This is a genomic window from Serratia sp. (in: enterobacteria) (assembly GCF_052400455.1).
In the GTDB taxonomy this organism is placed as follows: Bacteria; Pseudomonadota; Gammaproteobacteria; order Enterobacterales; family Enterobacteriaceae; genus Serratia; species Serratia ureilytica.
Window position 1 is genome coordinate 2,020,345 of sequence record NZ_CP185812.1, and the last position, 18,354, is coordinate 2,038,698.

At 53.5% G+C, this 18,354-nt stretch carries 22 protein-coding genes; 13 read left to right on the forward strand and 9 right to left on the reverse strand.

Going from position 1 to position 18,354, the window contains the following annotated elements; translation table 11 throughout:
- Positions 1–110 precede the first annotated feature (110 nt).
- Positions 111–533, forward strand: coding sequence for a translesion error-prone DNA polymerase V autoproteolytic subunit (gene umuD, locus ACORQT_RS09810; RefSeq protein WP_033637997.1), 423 nt, complete (start codon positions 111–113; stop codon positions 531–533).
- A complete protein-coding gene (gene umuC / locus ACORQT_RS09815) occupies positions 533–1,801 on the forward strand; it encodes a translesion error-prone DNA polymerase V subunit UmuC (protein ID WP_444859391.1) in 1,269 nt (422 codons plus the stop codon). Before umuD ends, umuC begins: the two co-directional genes overlap by 1 nt.
- A 71-nt stretch (positions 1,802–1,872) precedes the next feature.
- On the opposite strand, the gene ACORQT_RS09820 is transcribed toward umuC, so the two are convergent.
- A complete protein-coding gene (locus ACORQT_RS09820; RefSeq protein ID WP_444859392.1) occupies positions 1,873–2,346 on the reverse strand; it encodes a hypothetical protein in 474 nt (157 codons plus the stop codon).
- A 250-nt stretch (positions 2,347–2,596) separates the two neighbouring features.
- On the opposite strand from ACORQT_RS09820, the gene ACORQT_RS09825 reads away from it, so the two are divergent.
- Positions 2,597–3,499: a hypothetical protein gene (locus ACORQT_RS09825; RefSeq protein ID WP_164057144.1), complete on the forward strand. Its 903-nt coding sequence runs from the start codon at positions 2,597–2,599 to the stop codon at positions 3,497–3,499.
- A 607-nt stretch (positions 3,500–4,106) separates the two neighbouring features.
- Here ACORQT_RS09825 and ACORQT_RS09830 read toward each other — a convergent pair.
- Positions 4,107–4,760 carry a hypothetical protein gene (locus ACORQT_RS09830; protein ID WP_042784228.1) on the reverse strand — a complete coding sequence of 218 codons (654 nt, stop codon included), beginning with the start codon at positions 4,758–4,760 and terminating at the stop codon, positions 4,107–4,109.
- Between the two features lie 282 nt (positions 4,761–5,042).
- On the opposite strand from ACORQT_RS09830, the gene ACORQT_RS09835 reads away from it, so the two are divergent.
- Positions 5,043–5,447: a hypothetical protein gene (locus ACORQT_RS09835; protein ID WP_164057143.1), complete on the forward strand. Its 405-nt coding sequence runs from the start codon at positions 5,043–5,045 to the stop codon at positions 5,445–5,447.
- On the opposite strand, the gene ACORQT_RS09840 is transcribed toward ACORQT_RS09835, so the two are convergent.
- On the reverse strand, positions 5,444–5,662 hold the full coding sequence (locus ACORQT_RS09840) for a hypothetical protein (RefSeq protein ID WP_033640661.1): 219 nt from the start codon (positions 5,660–5,662) through the stop codon (positions 5,444–5,446). The two genes, ACORQT_RS09835 and ACORQT_RS09840, sit on opposite strands and share 4 nt — an antisense overlap.
- Before the next feature lie 74 nt (positions 5,663–5,736).
- Positions 5,737–6,081: a hypothetical protein gene (locus ACORQT_RS09845; RefSeq protein ID WP_033642719.1), complete on the reverse strand. Its 345-nt coding sequence runs from the start codon at positions 6,079–6,081 to the stop codon at positions 5,737–5,739.
- A gap of 248 nt (positions 6,082–6,329) precedes the next feature.
- Between ACORQT_RS09845 and ACORQT_RS09850 the strand changes: the two genes are divergently transcribed.
- A complete protein-coding gene (locus ACORQT_RS09850; protein WP_004940949.1) occupies positions 6,330–6,680 on the forward strand; it encodes a DUF4377 domain-containing protein in 351 nt (116 codons plus the stop codon).
- Positions 6,681–6,730: 50 nt separating this feature from the next.
- Here the strand turns inward: ACORQT_RS09850 and ACORQT_RS09855 are convergent, their stop codons facing one another.
- Positions 6,731–7,033, reverse strand: a complete 303-nt coding sequence (locus ACORQT_RS09855; RefSeq protein ID WP_042784229.1) for a hypothetical protein — start codon at positions 7,031–7,033, stop codon at positions 6,731–6,733.
- Positions 7,033–7,647, reverse strand: a complete 615-nt coding sequence (locus tag ACORQT_RS09860) for a DUF4225 domain-containing protein (RefSeq protein ID WP_164057142.1) — start codon at positions 7,645–7,647, stop codon at positions 7,033–7,035. Before ACORQT_RS09860 ends, ACORQT_RS09855 begins: the two co-directional genes overlap by 1 nt.
- A gap of 442 nt (positions 7,648–8,089) precedes the next feature.
- Here ACORQT_RS09860 and fabV point away from each other — a divergent pair, with 442 nt between their 5' ends.
- The 6 genes from fabV to ACORQT_RS09890 all read left to right on the forward strand — a co-directional run bounded on the left by fabV (position 8,090) and on the right by ACORQT_RS09890 (position 12,026).
- Positions 8,090–9,289: an enoyl-ACP reductase FabV gene (gene fabV / locus ACORQT_RS09865; RefSeq protein ID WP_033642722.1), complete on the forward strand. Its 1,200-nt coding sequence runs from the start codon at positions 8,090–8,092 to the stop codon at positions 9,287–9,289.
- Positions 9,290–9,446: 157 nt separating this feature from the next.
- Entirely contained in the window at positions 9,447–10,010 is a 564-nt protein-coding gene (locus tag ACORQT_RS09870) for a DUF2975 domain-containing protein (protein ID WP_033642723.1), read from the forward strand.
- Between the two features lie 7 nt (positions 10,011–10,017).
- Complete coding sequence (locus ACORQT_RS09875; protein ID WP_025302459.1) at positions 10,018–10,233, forward strand: helix-turn-helix domain-containing protein; 216 nt, start codon at positions 10,018–10,020, stop codon at positions 10,231–10,233.
- A 637-nt stretch (positions 10,234–10,870) separates the two neighbouring features.
- On the forward strand, positions 10,871–11,170 hold the full coding sequence (locus ACORQT_RS09880) for a hypothetical protein (RefSeq protein WP_033642724.1): 300 nt from the start codon (positions 10,871–10,873) through the stop codon (positions 11,168–11,170).
- 61 nt (positions 11,171–11,231) lie between these two features.
- Positions 11,232–11,657, forward strand: a complete 426-nt coding sequence (locus ACORQT_RS09885; RefSeq protein ID WP_089191557.1) for a hypothetical protein — start codon at positions 11,232–11,234, stop codon at positions 11,655–11,657.
- Between the two features lie 33 nt (positions 11,658–11,690).
- A complete protein-coding gene (locus tag ACORQT_RS09890; RefSeq protein ID WP_047575793.1) occupies positions 11,691–12,026 on the forward strand; it encodes a hypothetical protein in 336 nt (111 codons plus the stop codon).
- Between the two features lie 37 nt (positions 12,027–12,063).
- Here ACORQT_RS09890 and dcuR read toward each other — a convergent pair whose 3' ends face one another.
- The 3 genes from dcuR to ACORQT_RS09905 all read right to left on the reverse strand — a co-directional run bounded on the left by dcuR (position 12,064) and on the right by ACORQT_RS09905 (position 15,357).
- On the reverse strand, positions 12,064–12,783 hold the full coding sequence (gene dcuR / locus ACORQT_RS09895) for a two-component system response regulator DcuR (protein ID WP_033642727.1): 720 nt from the start codon (positions 12,781–12,783) through the stop codon (positions 12,064–12,066).
- A complete protein-coding gene (locus ACORQT_RS09900) occupies positions 12,776–14,389 on the reverse strand; it encodes a sensor histidine kinase (RefSeq protein ID WP_164057140.1) in 1,614 nt (537 codons plus the stop codon). The genes dcuR and ACORQT_RS09900 overlap by 8 nt, the downstream gene beginning before the upstream one ends.
- Before the next feature lie 125 nt (positions 14,390–14,514).
- The gene (locus ACORQT_RS09905) at positions 14,515–15,357 is read right to left on the reverse strand and encodes a class I fructose-bisphosphate aldolase (protein WP_033642729.1); all 843 of its coding nucleotides are present in this window, start codon (positions 15,355–15,357) and stop codon (positions 14,515–14,517) included.
- Positions 15,358–15,853: 496 nt separating this feature from the next.
- Between ACORQT_RS09905 and ACORQT_RS09910 the strand changes: the two genes are divergently transcribed.
- Together ACORQT_RS09910 and ACORQT_RS09915 are read left to right on the forward strand one after the other, a co-directional pair.
- Positions 15,854–16,783, forward strand: coding sequence for a sugar ABC transporter substrate-binding protein (locus tag ACORQT_RS09910; protein WP_033652022.1), 930 nt, complete (start codon positions 15,854–15,856; stop codon positions 16,781–16,783).
- 75 nt (positions 16,784–16,858) lie between these two features.
- Entirely contained in the window at positions 16,859–18,343 is a 1,485-nt protein-coding gene (locus ACORQT_RS09915) for a sugar ABC transporter ATP-binding protein (protein WP_033642731.1), read from the forward strand.
- Positions 18,344–18,354 lie beyond the last annotated feature (11 nt).

The window sequence follows — 18,354 nt, forward strand, 5'->3', positions numbered from 1 at the left end:
ACTATCTTTCTTTACCGATCAATATCCTATCGTTCTAACAAAATTCCGAACTTTCCCCCGTCAAAATCTTGCGCATATACTGTATAAAAACACAGTAACAAGGCAACATTATGACTTTCTTTTATCCAACACCAAACCCAACCAAGCTCAAAATCCCGCTGTTCGCTGACAAGGTGCCGGCGGGGTTTCCCAGTCCAGCAGCAGATTACGTCAGCTCGCGCATCGATCTGAACGAGTATTGTATCAGCCATCCGAATGCGACCTATTTTCTCTATGCGACAGGTGACTCCATGCTTGAGGCCGGGATCACTGAGGGTTCTATGCTTGTGGTTGACCGCAGCATCAGTCCGGCCCATGGCGATATAGTGATTGCCAGCATAGCCGGCGAGTTCACCGTAAAACGCCTCTGTTTGCATCCTCGCGCGCAACTGGAACCTATGAACCCGAAGTATGAGCCGATCCTGCTCCATGATGGTGGCGACGACCTGGAGGTTATGGGCGTTGTTGTGTCGTCGATAACGAGGCTCAAGTGATGTACGCGCTTGCTGATGTGAACAGCTTCTACGCGAGCTGCGAAACGTTGTGGCGCCCAGATCTGCGAGGGCGCCCTGTTGTCGTTCTGTCGAATAACGACGGATGTGTCGTAGCCAGGAGCAAGGAAGCGAAGGCGTTAGGGCTAAAGATGGGAGAACCATATTTCAAAATTAAGCGGGAATTTGAGCGCGCAGGGGGCATCGCGTTCAGCAGCAACTATGAGTTATACGCAGACATGTCTCAGCGTGTGATGGCTGTTTTAGAAGAGATGGCGCCTCGCGTGGAAGTGTATTCAATTGACGAAAGTTTCCTTGATCTGACTGGCGTTCGTAACTGCATTGATCTGGATACTTTCGGTCGTCAGGTGAGGGCCAAGGTACTGCGCAACACAGGGCTAACTGTGGGCGTTGGCATTGCCCAAACCAAGACGTTAGCCAAGCTGGCAAACTTCGCGGCGAAGAAGTGGGACAAGACCGGCGGAGTAGTGGATCTATCAAATGAAGGGCGCCAGCGCAAATTGATGGGCCTCGTGCCGGTCGATGAGGTCTGGGGTATCGGACGCCGGATATCGAAAAAGCTCAACATGATGGGGATTGAAACAGCACTACAACTGGCCGATGCAAGCACTACGATGATCCGCAAGCATTTCAGCGTTGTGATAGAGCGAACGGTGCGAGAGTTGCGCGGCCAGCCTTGTCTCGAGTTGGAGGAGTTTGCGCCGACAAAACAACAGATCATCTGCAGCCGCAGCTTTGGTGACCGGATCACCGAGTATGACCAGATGCATCAGGCTATTTGCATGTATGCGACGCGTGCCGCTGAGAAGTTGAGGGAGGAACACCAGTATTGCCGGCACGTCAGTGCGTGGCTCAAAACCAGCCCATTTGCCATCAATGAGGAATACTACGGCAACACCGCAAGCATAAAACTGAGCACGCCCACACAGGATACTCGCGACATTATCGCCGCGGCTATGCGTTGTCTGGATGCGATTTGGCAACCCGGTCATCGGTATCAAAAAGGCGGCGTGATGCTGCAGGATTTTTACAGTCAGGGCGTGGCTCAGTTGGGGTTGTTCGACGAGTACAAACCACGGCATAACAGTGAGCAACTGATGGGGGTGCTTGATCGAATCAATAACTCTGGCAGGACAAAACTGTGGTTCGCAGGACAAGGGGCGCATCAGGTGTGGTCAATGAAGCGTGAGCTGCTGTCACCGGCATACACGACACGGTTGAGTGATCTGCCGCGTGCGCGCGTATATTAGCCTTTGTGATTGGGAGTGTTAGTACCTAAATTATTCCGAATTGTTCCGAGGGTTCTGGTAACTATCTGAAATTAAAAGCATGGAATGCAAGGTATAGCAAGGGATTGCAAAGACCAAAGGTTTGATAACACGTTGTTAAAAAAGGATATTTTCATTCTTATTCTTATAAAGGAATCGTATTCGGTCTTTTTTTGAGTTTTTGATTTTGAAGGATTTATTTTCGTTTGTCCGAAAATGTCCGAAATATGTCCGAATTTTGATATTCGGTCTTTTACAGCATCACGTACTCTTTCCCCCTCGTTTTGAGATATTTCAGCGTCATCATTTCCGTTGTATGCCCCAGCAGCTTTTTGAGCAAGTGCCTTGTCGTTCTGCTTTTCGTACAGGCGGCCGGACAGGCTTCGGAGCTCGTGGAACGTCGGCGGGCTTTCCTGAAATTCCAAACCTGATGCTTTCCGCGCGGCGACAAATTTTTTCGTTAGCCCGTCGGGATGGATCGAACTATCAGGGGGGTTTTTGCGGGTGGGGTGTTCTCCTGAAAGCATCGAGCTGGTGCTCCGCATGCTCCTCGATCGGGGGCTGCTTATCCTGAAGTCTCTGACGGTCGAATCGTGGGCATAAACCATGGCCGAGCAATTGTCATTGTTAAACTTGGATTTTCTACTTGCCAGTATAAACTCCGAGAGTATTTATTCTCTTCAGAAACTATGCTTTGGATGATTGATTGTTAACTAACTTAAAATTAAGATGTACCAAACATATGCATTTTATTGAGATAATTATTGAGGTAATAAAATGGTAAAAGAGAAGCGGGCTAATAATTCGAGTAATATAGAAGAAGTTGATTCGGATGACCAAGGGGTTAATGGTCAACCTATTTGCGGAATAATCATGCCAATAGCTAGCACTCCTGGTTATCCTGATAGGCATTGGGGGGATGTGTACGATATTTTATGCGAGGTCGCATCTAAGGCTAATTTCAACCCAAGAATGGTTAGCTTTGATGATGACATTGGCGTTATCCACAAAAGAATAGTTCAAAATATATACAGCAACCCAATTGTGATTTGTGATATCAGTTCACGAAACGCTAATGTCATGTTTGAGTTGGGTATGAGGCTTGCGTTCGATAAAGCGACCATAATTGTAAAGGATAATCAAACCCCATTCTCATTTGATATATCTGCAATTGAACATCTAGAATACCCATCTGATCTTAGATATCAATCTATTAACGATTTTAAGAAGAAGTTGGAAGGTAAAATATTGGAGACATATCGACGTTCTGTTGAAGATGCAGAGTATTCGACCTTCCTAAAACAATTCGGAACATTCAAAGTTTCAAAGCTTGACGAAAGGGAAGCGGGGTTTAATGAGGTATTACTTGAAGAGTTCAAAGATCTCAAGAAATCGATAGCTATGCAGTTAAATAAAAGTAGCAATAGTAAAATTACTGTCGGGGATAACGTAGGTAGATGGAATAAGCATGAAGGTAATAAAAACATCTACTTTAAAAGACCAGGGATAGGTAATAAAGGAAAGGCTGTTTTAGATATGTTTCTCGATCTAAGTGATTCATCTGGTATAGAAATACCTTCTATTCGTACTATGGATGAGAATATCATAGGGCTTCAATTCACGGTCACCCCGTCAGATGAAGAAATGGAAATAATAAAATCTTCGATAGAAAAACTGTGAGTGATTGAAATAGACCCGGATTATATTTAAAATTTATTGGGGTATTTGATTTTTCGCCTGTGAATGATGTAAATGTGAGTTATCTTAGTCAATGTGAAATTTACTACGAGACAAATGAATTTGTATTTAACATGAGGGCGCTATAGATTGACTTTTTTAACTGGGAGTGACGGTCGGGATAGATGTTGGCTTAAGTGGCCAGCGCATCTACCCAGAGGCTGTAGTTGCACGCTAAAGTGTTTCGAGCAGAGGTGATGTTGGTACGTGCTGCCAGGTGTATATGCCGTACAACTCAACGATTGAACACCGGCGCTACGTATTCGGCGACCCGCTGAGGTTCTCTACATAGAAGGCCCATTGATGAATTATGGCCAGCACTCGTCGGCCTGATAGCATCAATAACCTCGTAGCTTTTTGATGAGGCTGTCGCCGAGCCAGCAAATGATACAAAATATTGCTATTGTCGATAAAATGGCAACGACGCGCTGAGTTATCGTGTCGAAGCTAAAGAAAAAATAGATACACAATAAAAAACCAATTCCTCCGATTAACTGATAGAAAAATTCAAAGAAAAAAGAGAATATGCGGATATGGATGCTATCTTTTCTCATTTCATTTTTTCCTCAATGTTTTTCAGCAATCTATTAAACTCTGCATCACCTTGGTTTTTACGTACAGCCAAAGCCTCTATGAATGGATCAACATAGGGTTGAACTAAAAAGTATATAAAGTCCAAATTCCCGGCACTTCTAAGCTTGTAGTAAACGACACTATGCATACGTTCGAGACCGATTGATTTGTATATGCTTCGTTCTATCATTCCGCCAGCCATCAGCGTGAAGCTTGTAGCAACGCCTGCACCTCGGGTAATCATGGCCGCACCACCTGCTGATATGATGCTATTCACTATTCTGGATGAAATCAGAGAGGTGGTAAGCATTCTGCCGGCGGATGCGGAGCCTACGGCCCTAAATATTTTGTCTTGCGTCTCTTGTGGGATGTGCGCGGTGAATGCATCGATGATGATTTTAGTCGTCCTGATAACTTGATGATAGTTCAATAAACCGGACTTTATTGCCCGCATCATGCGAATGCGTTCGTCTTCCATCTTGCGACGATTGCTTGTGTCAAAAATGCCCAGAGCTAGATAGCCAAAATCGACAGGCACAGACATTGCGCCGTCAAGCAGCCCCACAACTGTCTCTGGGGAGGCAATGACTTTTACTATCCGTTCCACTATCTCTGTGTTGTTCACTTCCATCCCTCGAAATTTTTATGGTTGTAACATAACGGACATGGGGAGATGTTTCAATGCTTGGCCAGTGTGGTCGCCAGAGCGAAAATCACACTTTTGATCTGGCGATTACATCCCAACCCGATCTCCATTCCCCCCAACCGCACCTATCGCTAATTTGGCCGCACCAAAAGTCATTACGTCATCTATGGCGCTGATAAGCTTCGGCCATTGCTCCCATCAACGGTTTAACGAGAGTGTCATTATGGGAAATATCCCGGCATCAGGCGCTATAAAAGGTAACCCGCAGTGAACGAGCAACTGAGTCAATTAAAGATGATGTTGCCCGGCTATCTCGAGGCGTGGCGTGAGGGGGCCTTACCCTCTGACTGGGAGCAGGTGGCTAATCCTGAAGTGATCGCCGCCCTGTTGGCGGAGTGGGAGGCGCTCAGCGAGTTGGCCTCTCGGTTCGACACCGCCACTGAAACACGCGCCGATGCCACCGCGTTTTGGCAGTCGCGCGCCGAGCTGATGGCGCAGCGCAATCGTGATCTTATGGCCCAACTGGCGACGCCAATCCGTTTGCCCAGCGCACGGGTGGCCTTTTTTGGCTATGTGAAAACGGCCGTGATGGACGCCAGGCAGGTTAAGGCGGCGATTCGCGATGCCGGTTTTATCGTTGCGGGCGGCGCTCCCAATAAGAACACGGCTTAGCGCGGTTTCTTCTCAAATTTTTCGGCAAAAAAGAACCGCAGCAATTTATGGATCCACAGCAGGATGGCGCCGACCACCACCAGCGAGACGACGAAATGCGACAGATTTTTAGGCGCGGCGTAGCCGTGGGTAAAGGAGACCCCCGCGCCGCTGAGCAGCAGGGTGGCGATCCAGAAGCCGAGCAGCAGGCATAAGGTACGAAACAGTTTAAACATGGTTATCACCAAAAATACGGAAAGCACCGACCGAACGGAGAGGTTCAGCCGGGGCTTTGATTAATTAAAACCGCTTAGCGCGAACAGGTATTGCCGCCTTTATTGCTATTGCAGTTGCTGCCGCTGTTTTTGTTGCCGCCTTTCCCCATACCGACGTTGCCGCCGCCTTTGCTGCCTTCCTTGAAGCAGCCGCCGTTGAGCGCGCCCACCGCCAGGCCGCCAAGGCCGCCCAGAGAACCGGTGATCACGCCGTTAACGCAATCCGGCGAGGTGTGCTTGCCGTAGAATCCCTGATTGGATGACCCGCCCCCGTTCTTGTTGCCGCCGTTGTTGTTGACGCGGCCATTGCTGCCGCGGTTGTCGGCAAAGTTACCGGCGCCGGCGATCAGGTGAAAGTGTTTGGCATCGATCTCTTGCATAAAATTCCCTCTTTATCGATTCAGTTAAATTCAGTAAAGCTTGCGCAAGCCAGCTGTTTTTAACAGAAAAAATAGCGGGGGTAATTACCGGTTCGGATAAGAACAGGGGGTTTATTTTGCGATATTTTCCAGACTGATAGAGCACCGAGGAATGATATTTTGGGCGTGTGGATCCGTATCGCTATCCGTTCTCTTGAGCCGGTTAATTTGTTAGCATGGCGCCCCTGGATGACTATTGGTGCAGTACATTGAAAATTAAAGCGTTGTTATTTGTTGCGTTGGCCGCGCTGGCCGGCTGCAGCCAGGAGGGAACCTCGATGAATCAGCCCGCAAACGAGAAAGGCGGCCAAACGGAAGTGTTGTTGGTCAACAGCGCGCTGGTGGACTGCGTGGGCGTCGGCCCGATGAAGTGCATGCAGGTGCGCCGCTCCGCGCAGCAGCCGTGGGAGTTGTTCTATACCGGCATCGAGGGTTTCACCTTCGAACCAGGCTATCAGTATCGGCTGAAAGTGCGCGTCACCCCGGTGGAGAACGTACCGGCCGACGCCTCATCGCTGCGTTACACGCTGATCGAGCAGTTGGAAAAGAACAAAGCGTAATGGATCTACCTTGTCACCACCAAATGGCGTTTCATTTGGTGGTGACGTTTTCAGGAAAGTTTGTCTTTTTTCTTTCTTTTGGAGGATTCGAAAGTGGCGAAGGCATGTGCAAGAGCAAACCCCAGCGCACAGTAGCGTAGAGGCCAATTTTCTTTGGCCCATGTTTCAGAGTCAGCAATAAACATCGTGTTGCCGTTGGCAAAAAGGGTAAATTGCCAGCAAAGGATTAAAAAGCATATCGTAACCAGAACGACATAACCCTTGGAACCCAGAGACGGTCTGAAGACGTATTTCACGGCCAGACAGGCCGCGGCAGCGAGAGTAGAAAAAATATAATATAAAGTCGGTTCCATCACTGTTCCTGGCTGCTTTTATAAATGGAATTAAGGGTTGAGACATCTGCGCCACCTTCAAGCATCAAGCTGGCTCTTCCCATGTTCCTCCAACCGCGAATATAGTCTGTATTGATGTAACGAAATAATCGCCAGGCTTCGGGTTTCAGCGACAGTTTTAGTAAACCATAGCCTGATAACAGTAAGTCTACGCCACCTAACGCCATGTCTGCTGCGGAATGAGAATAGCCTAGCGTTGAAGCCGCAGAGCGGTACATCATTCGGCCTGGACCAATAGTATTCTTGCCAAATAATAGCGTATAACCGTTTTCGTAGACATTATTGATGCCATTGATTAAAAGTAACGTTCCTGGAATGGCACCGACGCCAGTCCAATCCAAGCCCTCGCCGAGTAAAATTTGTGCTATTCCCGAGAGGAAGCCAACGCCGGCTAACACGTAGGTCACTACGGCGTCATGATTGACTTTCTTTCTCATTACGGCATAAGGCGTCACGGCGTCAGTTCGCAATAAGCGCTCTTGCTCAGAAAGCGATTGATATTCTTGCTTCATTTCTCTCATTGCAACATTCGCCGCTTCACCTACTTGTTGGCATTTTTGCAATTTATCATTCACAAAGCAGTGCATCTCATGTCTGAAGGCATTACCGACTGTCCGATCTTTTAAAAAGTCCCTATTTATTAACGCGCTCTGAGAGTTCTAAAAGCATACGTCCTTGTTGACGAGCCATCGTTTGCGAGTAGGTATTTAAACGTTCCTTTAGTAACAGTGGATTATCCATTTTTCTTTGTTCCTCCCTGGATTTCGACCGAAAAACAGCCACACCATAACGCAACGCCAGAAGCATGATCAACTTTTGCTGATTTTAAGAGGGAAGGCTTGAACGCGCTGAGGGTGCGAAGCGTGGCGCGTGGAGGCATCACGATGCGGAGTTGGGCAACCCTGATCCCTCGACTAAACTGGTCTGTTCACTGCGCTTGTTTTCGCACTTTCTTAAGTATATCGAGAAAATCAGGTATATTGTCCTTCGGTTTTTAGCTACCAAGAAAAAATTACTATGATTATCAAACCTAAAATTCGTGGTTTTATCTGCACCACCGCTCACCCGGCAGGCTGTGAAGCCAACGTCCGTGAGCAAATCGCTTACGTTAAGTCGCGCGGCGAACTGAAAAACGGGCCTAAAAAGGTGCTGGTCATTGGTGCATCCACCGGTTACGGTCTGGCCTCGCGCATCAATGCCGCTTTCGGCAGCGGTGCGGCCACCATCGGCGTATTTTTCGAGAAGCCTGGCAGCGAAGGCAAAACCGGTTCCGCCGGTTGGTACAACTCCGCCGGTTTCGACAAGGCAGCTAAAGAAGAAGGCCTGTACGCGAAAAGCATCAACGGCGACGCATTTTCCAACGAGTGCCGTCAGACCGTTATCGATCTGATCAAGAAAGACCTGGGTCAGGTTGACCTGGTGGTTTACTCGCTGGCTTCGCCGGTGCGTAAGATGCCGGAAACGGGCGAAGTGGTGCGTTCCGCACTGAAGCCGATCGGCGAGCCGTACAAATCCGTCGCGCTGGACACCAACAAAGACGTGCTGGTTGAGGCCGTGGTCGAGCCGGCCAACGAGCAAGAAATCGCCGACACCGTGAAGGTGATGGGCGGCCAGGACTGGCAGCTGTGGATGGACGCGCTGGACGAAGCGGGCGTGTTGGCGGATAACGCGCAGTCTGTCGCTTACTCCTACATCGGTACCGATCTGACCTGGCCAATCTATTGGCACGGTACGCTGGGCAAGGCGAAAGAAGATCTGGATCGCGCGGCGCACGCCATCAACCAGAAGCTGCAGGCCAAAGGCGGCGCGGCTTACGTTGCGGTGCTCAAGTCGGTGGTGACACAGGCTTCTTCCGCCATTCCGGTGATGCCGCTGTATATCTCCATCGTGTTCAAGATCATGAAGGAGCAGGGCATTCACGAAGGCTGCATCGAGCAGATCCAGCGTCTGTTCGCCACCAAGCTGTACAGCGGTGCGGCGCCGGATACCGACGAGAAACACCGTCTGCGCCTGGATGACTGGGAACTGCGTGACGAAGTGCAGGAAACCTGCCGTGAAATCTGGAAGCAGCTGAACGACAGCAACATCAACGAACTGACGGATTACCAGGGCTACAAGGCGGAATTCCTGCGCCTGTTCGGCTTCGGTCTGCAGGGCGTTGATTACGATGCCGATCTGAGCGGCGAAGCCAACTTCGACGTGATCGAACTGGTCTAAGCGCGTCGAGCGGTCAAACAAGGTCGGGTTAGCCCGGCCTTTTTTATTGTGCGCGCGTTGGCGACCACTGCCTGACTCATCAGTCCACTTGATCATTGACAGCAATAAATTATCGTTTTACGATAATTTATTGCTGTTGATTAAGGGATAGAAAATTATGGGCGCTGCGCCAAGGATCCATCTGCCGCTGTATGTGCGTTGTCTGTGTTTGCTCATTATGGCGATGCTGATCGTCAGCACCGGCGTTGAGATGTTCATCATCGTGCGGGACTGGCTGCAGGGCGTAGCCTATCGCGATATCGTCGCCTCTTACCGGGAATATTACCCGGAGCTGCTCGCCTACGCGATCCCGCAGCAACGCTGGGCGCTGTTCGCCACGCTGGTTATCGACATGCTTGGTTATTTGCCCTATTACAGCGCGCTGCTGTGCGGCGCCGGGCTGTTTTATCAATTCTTCCGCGGCAACGTGTGGCATCGCAACAATATGGTGCTGTTGCAGATCATTGGCATCTTGCTGATCGTCGATGTGTTGTTCCCGTCGTTAGCCGGTCTGCTGCAGGTAATGGTATTGACCGCCGATGAAAAAATGCTGTTTATCCTTTATTATGGCGTCAATAGCGAGTCGGTGCGCTCGCTGATCGTAGGCTGCGCAATCCTGGTATTTAGCCGGGTATTTCTGGAAGCGTTGCGGCTGAATGAAGAACAGCTTTCTTTCGTGTGAGAATAGAGTGGCAATAATCGTAAGTCTTGATGTCATGTTGGCCAAAAGGAAGATGCGTTCAAAGGAGCTGGCGGAGCAGGTGGGGATCACCGAGCAAAACCTGTCTCTGTTGAAAAACGGCAAGGTCAAGGGAGTCAGGCTGGAAACGCTGGACAAGATCTGCCGCATTCTCGACTGCCAGCCTGGCGATCTGCTGGCCTGGCAGCCGGACGGCGAAGAGTAAGATCCCAGCGCACTCGGAAGTGCGCTGAGCCTGCTGGCCCATTTCTGCGATTAGCGTTGTCTTATTGAACGATATTTGTTTGATTCAGGTTAATTAAAATAACGGGTGATTAACACTTGCGTATTCTTTTTGTCGCAGGCGATTGCATGCGGCGAAAGTTATTAAACTAAATAAACTCGTTTTTCATTTACCGTCACTACCAATAGCGTTATTTTAAGGGAAATAGTATGACATGGCGTAATTCTCTTCTGGCATTGTGTCTTGTATTAAACGGATGCAGTGCCATTCACCCCACTGTTTCATCCTCATCCTCCTCCACGCACTGGGGGAATTGGGGAACACCGCAGCCCGCAACGCGAGAACAGAAACAGCGCATTATCGCCGGCGAATCCGCCGCTGCCGTGCTGAATGAAGGCCGGGTCGGTATCGGCGGTACGCTGGACTGGTCGAAAATAGGGGGGCGCTAACCGCCGCTCTTTATTCGGCGGGGCGGCAGACGTTATCTCAAAGATATTGTGGAACGGTTTATTATTAATTCGCTACTCTGTTTTTCCGATGCGTTATTTATCTTTAAACGATGAATCTCTGCTTGTTGAATATATATCAACATACCCAGACATCCTTACAGGAGTTTTCAATGGCAAAGCGTATTGTCGCCATGTTGATAATGTCGTTGTTGAGTCTGCAAGCAAATGCGGCCCGTTACGATCGGCAATGCGAGGGAATTTCTCCCGTGCTGTTTCAGAAGAAATTGAAAGAGCTGGCGCATGGCCTGCGACAAGAGATGGCTGAGCCGACCCCGCCCACGGAGAATGAGGCCGAAACCTTGGCGCGTCTGGCGGAATGCGATGCCGAAAACGCGAAAGCGCCGGCGACGGGAGGGCAACATGCGCCCGATCCCGCGGAGCCTCAGGTGTCTTCACTCAACGGCTGTTGAACGGTTCTCTGCGTCGTTTTTCGCGGCGCGCCCCAGTCGGCTTATTCATGGAGCTTGTGTATTGAAACTACCTTCGTTAATCGCTGCGGCGCTGGCGCTGCTGGCCTCATTTTGCAGTCAGGCGTTCATCGATCGCCATTCCTCGCCCGGCGCCTCGACGGAAAGTCCCTCTGCGGCGGGGTGTCCGGCGCGGCTGGATGGCTTGTTGCAGCATATTTGGTTGGCTGAACAGATTCAGGCGGAGCGCATGCAGCTGGCGCTGCTGCGTGCGGAGCGGGAAGCGTTGGAAATCCGGTTGCAAACGCAGGAAGCGGCGAGACCTTCCGCGCAGGGGCATCAGAGCGCCCGAACGGCCTGTGAGCAGGGTGCCGATATCGTCCGTTGCCTGTCGCTGCGTCTGCGGCGGACGTCTCTGACGGGGCCGCATCGGCCGTTTGTCGGCGTTTATTGCCGCGCCTGGCTGAATGGCCGGCCGCTGAATTGCTAAAGATGAGAACAGGGATTTGTCAGGAGTTTATCGATGAAAAGGCTAGTGTTGGCCGGCGTGGCCCTGTGTTGCGCCTGCTTTGCGCAGGCGCGGGTGGATTTGGAATACCACGCGGCGCCGCCGAAGGACAATAAAGTCCCCGAGGAGTACCAGAAAAAACGCAGCGCGCTGCGCCACAAGGTGTGGAATGTCGACAGCCTGACGCAGGCCAATGAGCAGGCGATTGCACGCGAACAGCAGCGCGAGGCCGCAGAAGCCGCCAAGCGGCAGCAGCGTCACCTGGAGCAACAGCAGAAAAAGCGGCGCTGCCTGCGGATACACTCGAAAGATCCTCACCGCGAGGCGAGGTGTTACATGTACAACTTCTAGCTTTCAACGTCCGGGCGCTTGCAGCGCCCGGCGTCGTTTATGCCGGGCGGCAATGCTCTTTCAGCATGGCGATCGCATCCGGCTTCAGCTGATACAGATAGACCGGGCGGCCCGTCGCGCCGTACAGAATGCGGGTGCCGAGAATGCCGCTTTCCGCCAGGTAGATGAGGTACTTGCGGCAGGACACCCGCGAAATGCCGATGGCGTTGGCCAGGTTGTCGGTGGAGAATTCGCTGTCGTGCTGCTGTTCTATCCACTCGCAGACCGTGCTCAGGGTGATGCTGGTCAGGCCCTTCGGCAGCTTTTTGCTCTCCTGGCCGCCGGGCTGGCGGCGCAGCAGGCTGTCGACGTCGGCCTGCGAGAACTCGCGCTGCGCCAGCAGCTGCGACTGTTGCCGATAGTGGCTGAGCGCCTCCTTGAAGCGGCTGAACTGGAACGGTTTGATCAGGTAATCCACCACGCCGTAGTGCAGCGCCTTTTGCACTGTGTTCACATCGCTGGCGGAAGAGATGATGATCACATCGGTCTTCTCGCCGAGCTCGCGCAGGCCGGGCAGCAGATCCAGCCCGTTCTCCTGCTGCATGTAGATATCCAGCAGCACCAGATCGATGCTGACGCTGGCGTCGGCCAGCAGGGCGCGCGCCTGGCCCAGGGTGGCGACCGTCGCCTGGCAGTGAAAACCGCCGATCTGGCTCAGGTAATATTTGTTCAGCTCCGCCACCATCGGGTCGTCGTCGACAATCAGTACGTTAATCATGGGTTCCGCTCTTGGCCTGATAGGGAAGGTGCACGAAAAATTGGGTCAGCTCGCCCGGTTCGGACTCGAAATCGATGCCGCCGCCCAGTTTCTCCAGATGGCTGCGGATCAGCGCCAGGCCGATGCCGCGTCCCGTTCCCTTGGTGGAAAATCCGTGTTCAAAGATGTGCGCGGCGATCTCCGGATCGATGCCGGGGCCGTCGTCGCTGACGATACAGTGTAATTGATCGTCGTGGTGATGGAAGCTCAGGCCGATCTCGTGGCCTTCAACGCCGTCGATGGCGTCGATGGCGTTTTCGATCAGGTTGCCGAGCACGCTGATCAGCACGTGCGTGGTTTCCGCGTCGTCGGTTTCCGGCAGCAGGCTGGTTTCCTCGATGGTCAGTTCGATGCCGGCTTCGTGGGCGCGGCTGATCTTGCCGATGAAGAAGCCCGCCACTTCCGGCGAGTGGATCTTGCGCAGCAGCGCACCGATCTCTTCCTGGTAGTTGCTGGCGGTATTGATGATGTAGTTTTCCAACTGCTGATAAGCCTTCATGTGCAGCATGCCGAGTATCACGTGCAGCTTGTTCATAAATTCGTGCGACTGCACCCGTAGGGCATCGGCGTAGTGCGCCATGCCGCTCAGGCGCTGCAGCAGCCGGCTGACCTCGGTCTTGTCGCGGAAGGTGGCGATGGCGCCGGTCACCTGGCCGTTGACGATCACCGGCACGGTATTGGTCAGCAGTTCGCTGCCGTTGAAGCTGATCTGTCGATCGCGCAGCGGCTTGCCGCTGGCCAGCACTTCCGCCAGATGCAGCTGCGCCGGCCAATGCTTGCTGGCGGCGTCCAGCAGCAGGTTTTCCACCGGGCCGCTCTGGCGCAGCAGGCGCTTGGCCTCGTCGTTGACGATGGTGATGCGGGAATCATTATCGACCGCGATCACGCCTTCTTTAATCGACTGCAGCATGGCGTTGCGCTGCTCGAACAGGGTGGAGATTTCGTAAGGCTCGAAACCCAGCATGATGCGTTTGAGCGCGGAGACCAGGAAAAAAGTGCCCAGGCTGCCGACCAGCGCGGCGAAGGCGATGGTCCAATAGATGATCCAGCGGCTTTCCGCCACCACCCGCTGCACGGTGTCCAGCGCGATGCCGAGCGCCACCACGCCGATTTGCCGCCGTTGCTCGTCATACACCGGCACGAACACCCGTAGCGCCGGGGCCAGCGTGCCGCGGTTGATAGCGCTGTTGACGTTGCCCTGCAGCGCCGGCGCCAGATCTTCGCCGATGAAATGTTTGCCGATCAGCCAGGGTTTGGGATGCGAATAGCGGATGCCCTGCATATCCACCACCACCACGAACAGCAGCTCGTTTTGATGGCGCACCTGCTCGGCGAAGCGCTGCACGGCGCCGCTTTGATCGCGTCGCTGCAGGCCGTCTATCACGGTGCTCGAGAGCGCCAGCGTGTTGGCGATAGCGATGGCTTTTTGCTGCAGCTGATCTTGCCCTTCGCGGCTCATCTGCACGAAAAACAGCGCGAACACCACCAGCAGCACCGAAGCGATGATGGCGGACACCATCAGCGTGATGGAGGTGCTCAGCTTGAGCGGCACCCGTTGTTTTGGCATGGCGGTTCTCCGAATGGCGATATCACGGTGTATTCTAGCGAGGAATGAGGCAAGCTGCAGTTACCGGCAGCAGGTTATAGCATGCTGCCGGGTCGCGAAGGGGTTATTTTAGTTACAAAAGCGGGTCACTGTTGGTGGTAGATCTCCAGCGCCTGTTGGCCGCTGGCGCCTTGATGGATGATCGCCATCAGGGCGCGCACCACCTGCGACGGATTGCTGTGTTGATAGACGTTGCGGCCATAGACCATGCCGGACGCGCCCTGGGCCATCAGCGCCGCGGATTTCTCCAGCACCGGGCCCAGCTCCCCCTTGCCGCCGCCGCGCACCAGCGTCGGGCAGCGCGCCGCTTCCACCACGCGGTGGAAATCTTCCACCCGTTCGGTCGGGTCGGCCTTGATGATGTCGGCGCCCAGTTCGCGCGCCAGCCGCACCAGCGGCACGATCTTTTCCACGTCGCCGAGCGACCCGTAGGCGGCGCCCTGGCCGGCCGGGGCCATCACCAGCGGTTCGATCATCAGCGGCATGGCGTAGCGATCGCAGGCGTGGCGCAGGCGGCCGATGTTCTCTACGCACTGGCGGAAAATGCCGGGTTCATCCGGGATCATATACAGATTGACCACCACCGCGGCGGCGTCCATTTGCAGCGCGGCGAGGATCGGCGCTTCCGGGTTGTGCAACACCGCCCACATCTCACGGTGGCGTGCTGCGTTATAGGCGTTGCCGACGTCGGTGCGCATCACCAGCGCCGGCTTTTCGCGCTGCGGCGCGCGCTGCAGCAGCTCCGCCTGGCCGTAGTTGACCTGAATGGCGTCGGGGCGCGCGGCGATCAGGTTGCCCATCACCCGTTCGATATCTTCCAGACCGATTAAGAAATCCGGTTCGTTGGCGATGCCGTGATCGATCGCCACATCCAGGCACTTGCCGTTATTGAACAGGCGGTTCATCCGCACCTTACTGCTGAGCTGCATGTCAGGTCCTCCTGAGATAGGGATATGTCCATTATTGCCGAGTAAGGATGGTCGGGAAACGCGGAAACCGCAAACTGCGCGCCCGCTCGCAGTTTTTGCCGACGCCCGGCGTGGCGCACGCGCGGGGCGCGTTACCCGATGGCTTTCACTGCATTTGTTAGATCCGTGTCATGTTTTTGTTAATAAGCCATTCCAAAACGCATGTTTCGCTTGTTTGGGTTAAAAAGTTTCAATAATCTCAATTATGAAATAAACATTTAAAAAAGCGGCGAAGACGCGGCTTGCTCTGCCAGGGGTTTATTTCAATTGATTGTTTTTAATCTGTTTTGAGATATCGATCACCATTTTGTTCACGGCCTTAATACGGGGATAACGCGGTAATTTCGCCGTATCAAAGGGATAATACCGACCGTAATGTTGTTTGAATGTAAAAAATATCTTTCATTAGCTGTCAATCAACAGACCACTTCATTCTAACGATTAAAGGGTAACGAACATGAAGCTGAAGAAACTGATCGCCGCCTCCGTACTGATGTGCATGCTGCCGGCCAGCGTGTTGGCGAAAGACATCAAGATCGGCGTTTCCATGGCTTACTTCGATGACAACTTCCTCACCATTCTGCGCCAGTCGATGCAAAACAAAATGAAAGCCGACGGCAACGTCAGCGGCCAGTTCGAAGACGCCAAGGGCGACATCGCGCAGCAAATTCAACAAATCGAAAACTTCGTCAGCCAGGGCGTCGACGCCATCATCCTCAACCCGGTGGATACCCAGGGCGTCAAGCCGATGATCAAATTGGCCGAGAACGCCAAGATCCCGCTGGTGTTCGTCAACCGCAAGCCGGAAGTGACGCTCCCGGCCGGCATGGCCTACGTCGGCTCCGATTCCAAGCTGGCCGGCAAACTGCAGATGGAAGCGTTGGCCAAGCTGATGAACGGCAAGGGCAACGTGATGATCCTGATGGGAGAACTGTCGAATGAATCGACCCGCGACCGCACCCGCGGCGTGGAAGAGGTGGCGGCCAACTATCCCGGCATCAAGATTGTCGATAAGCAAACCGCCAAGTGGACGCGTAAAGATGCGGTGGATATCACCACTGACTGGGTGCTGACCGGCCAGCAGATCGACGCCATCGCCTCCAACAACGATGAAATGGCCATCGGCGCCATCCTGGCGCTCAAGCAGGCTAAAAAGTCCGGCGTGCGGGTGGCCGGCGTGGATGGCACGCCCGATGCGCTGGAATTCATCAGAAAAGGCGATCTGGCGCTGAGCGTGTTCCAGGACGCCAAAGGCCAGGGCGAAGGCGCGGTGCAAACCGCCGTTCAGTTGGTGAAAGGCGAGAAGGTGGAGAGCAACGTGCTGATCCCTTATCAGTTGATCACCCAGGCCAATTACCAGCAATTCGCCGATAAAAACAAAAAATAAGCCTTGAAGCCTGCCGCAGGCGCTCCACCTGAGCGCCCGCGGCAGAAAACGTGGGTCAGTGCGGAGGTAAGCGGTATGTACCCTTATGTTCTTGAGGCCGAAGGCATCAGCAAGCAGTTCCCCGGCGTCAAAGCGCTGGATAAGGTCTCGATTAAAATCAAACCCGGCAGCGTGCATGCGCTGATGGGCGAAAACGGCGCGGGCAAGTCGACGCTGATGAAATGCCTTATCGGCATCTATCACCCGGATGAGGGCTCGATCAAAATCAAAGGCCGGCCGGTGACCTTCAGCGACACGTTGCAGGCGCTGCATTCGGGCATTTCCATGATTCACCAGGAGCTGAACCTGGTGCCCTACATGACGGTGGCGGAAAACATCTGGCTGGGGCGTGAGCCGGCGCGGCTGGGGTTCGTCAACCACGAACAGCTGAATGAACAAACCCGCGAGCTGCTGGCGCGGCTGAACATCAAACTGCGGCCGGAAACGCTGGTGGGCGAACTGAGCATCGCCAGCCAGCAGATGGTGGAGATCGCCAAGGCCGTATCCTACAACGCCGACGTGCTGATCATGGATGAGCCGACCTCGGCGCTGACCGAAGGTGAAGTGGTGCACCTGTTCGCCATCATTCGCGAGCTGCGCGAGCAGGGCAAGGGCATCATTTACATCAGCCACAAGATGGACGAAATCTTCGCCATCACCGACGAAGTGAGCATTTTCCGCGACGGCACCTTCATCGCCTGCGACAAAACCGAAAATCTGACCAAACAGTCGCTGATCACCATGATGGTGGGGCGCGAGCTGACGCAGATGTTTCCCAAATTCAACAACAACATCGGCGAGGAAGTGCTGCGGGTGGCCGGGTTGCGCCGCAGCGGCTGGTTCCACGACGTCTCGTTCAGCGTCAAACGCGGCGAGATCCTCGGCGTCGCCGGGCTGGTGGGCGCCGGACGCAGCGAAGTGATGGAAAGCCTGTTCGGCATGCACCCGGCGGACGGCGGCGAGATCTTTATCGAAGGCCAGGCGGTGAAGGTGGATTCCCCGGCGAAGGCGATCGAGAGCGGGCTGGCGTTTCTCACCGAAGATCGCAAGAAGTCCGGCCTGTTTCTGGTGCTGTCGGTGGTCGAAAACATGAGCATCGTCAACCTGTCGGAATACATCGGCAAGAACGGCTTCGTCAGCCATGTGCAGATGGCCAAAGACTGCATGGCGCAGATCAAGAAGCTCAACATTAAAACGCCGACCATGGATCAGATCATCAATAACCTCAGCGGCGGCAACCAGCAGAAGGTGCTGATCGCGCGCTGGCTGCTGGCGCAGCCGAAAATCCTGATCCTCGACGAACCGACGCGCGGCATCGACGTGGGAGCCAAAGCGGAAATCTACCGCCTGATCAGCGAGCTGGCCAACCGCGGCGTCGCCATCATTCTGGTGTCTTCGGAGCTGCCGGAGATCCTCGGCATGAGCGATCGGGTGATGGTGATGCACGGCGGCCGCATCACCGGCATTTTGGACAAAGACGACGCGGACCAGGAGAAGATCCTGGCGCTGGCCTCAGAATAACGAAGGGTGAA